This window comes from Arthrobacter sp. I3, assembly GCF_000520575.1.
In the GTDB taxonomy this organism is placed as follows: Bacteria; Actinomycetota; Actinomycetes; order Actinomycetales; family Micrococcaceae; genus Arthrobacter; species Arthrobacter humicola_A.
The window spans coordinates 4161-5186 of sequence record NZ_KI914918.1 but is presented as its reverse complement, the minus strand read 5'-3'; the positions used below and the strand labels follow the sequence as shown (position 1 = coordinate 5186).

1 protein-coding gene is annotated in these 1026 nt (G+C 69.1%); it reads left to right on the top strand.

Going from position 1 to position 1026, the window contains the following annotated elements:
* A partial coding sequence (locus Y706_RS24600) for an acetate/propionate family kinase (protein ID WP_043435734.1) occupies positions 1 to 912 on the top strand: 912 nt, incomplete at its 5' end.
* Positions 913 to 1026 lie beyond the last annotated feature (114 nt).

Sequence of the window (1026 nt, the reverse complement as noted above, 5' to 3'; positions counted from 1 at the left end):
GCCGAGCCGGTGCTGGTCAACAACGAGATCACCCGGGCCATTGAACGGCTGAACCCGCTCGCCCCGCTGCACAACCCCGCCAACGTCCTCGGCATCCGCGCGATCTCGAAGAAGTGGCCCGAACTGCCGCAGGTGGCCGTGTTCGACACCGCCTTCCACCGCACCCTGCCTGAGCACGCCTGGCGCTATGCGGTGCCGGACGAGCTCTACACGAACCACGGGATCCGCCGCTACGGCTTCCACGGCACCTCGCACGAATACGTTGCGCACCGGGCGGCGGCGCTGCTGGACGTTCCGGTCGAGGAGTTCGACGCCGTGATCGCCCACCTGGGGAACGGCGCCTCGGTCACCGCGATCCGCGGCGGCCAGTCAATCGACACGTCCATGGGATTCACGCCCCTCGAGGGCCTCGTCATGGGCACCCGCTCCGGCGACCTCGACCCGTCCATCCTGGTCTTCCTCGGCCGGAACGGTTGGTCACCCGAGGACCTGGATTCGATGCTGAACCGGCAGTCCGGGCTCAAAGGCCTGGCCGGCAACAACGACATGCGCTCCGTGGTGGAGGCCGCGGAAGCCGGCGATGCCAAGGCAGCCATGGCCCTGGCGGTCGCGTCCTACCGGCTCGCGAAGTACATCGGCGGCTACCACGTGGCCGTGGGCGGCGCGAAGGCCCTTGTGTTCACGGCCGGAATCGGCGAGAACTCGCACCAGTTCCGGAACCTGGTGGCGCAGCGGCTCGGTGCCCTCGGCGTCGAACTCGACGCCGGGCTGAACCGGGAACGGTCCAGGGAACCCCGCGTCATTTCCACCCCGACGTCGGCCCTGCCGGTCCTTGTGGTCCCCACCGACGAGGAACGGGCGATCGCGGAGGCAACGGCCGCCGTCGTCGCGCAGGCCTCCGTTGCTCGGTAGCCGACCCTTTTGGCCGCGCAAAACGGCGCTTCCGGAGCAGCGGATGGGTAGCGTTGGGGACATGAATGAACCCAAGCCACTGCCTCCGCTGCCCATCCGCACCGAGCGGCTGGG